1 protein-coding gene is annotated in these 337 nt (G+C 65.3%); it reads left to right on the plus strand.

The annotated features are described in order from the left end of the window. Window positions 1-102: 102 nt before the first annotated feature. Window positions 103-337 (plus strand): Wzz/FepE/Etk N-terminal domain-containing protein (locus BIU91_RS03485; protein WP_253183675.1); only part of this gene is annotated, 235 nt, incomplete at its 3' end.

The following is a 337-nucleotide window of genomic DNA, read 5'->3' on the forward strand; positions in this document are numbered from 1 at the left end:
GTACTCGTTCCTGTGGCACTATTTGTATGCCGTGCGCTGGGAGTACCCCGGCGTGCCTGTGTCGGGACCACGGGGACGGCCATGATCGGGGAAGGCAAAGGCGTGGAACTCCGCGACTACATCACGGTGCTCCGCAAGGGATGGGTGCTGATCGTCGTACTCGCCCTGGTGGGAGTGGCCGCAGCCGCAGGGTTCTCCCTGCTGAAGAAGCCGGTCTACTCGGCATCGGCGCAGGTCTTCGTCTCCACGGAGACGTCCGGCAGCGCCAGCGACCTGGCGCAGGGCAACACGTTCACCCAGCAGCGGGTGCTGACGTACTCGAACCTGGTGTCGACGC

This window comes from Curtobacterium sp. MMLR14_002 (genome assembly GCF_001864975.1).
In the GTDB taxonomy this organism is placed as follows: domain Bacteria; phylum Actinomycetota; class Actinomycetes; order Actinomycetales; family Microbacteriaceae; genus Curtobacterium; species Curtobacterium flaccumfaciens.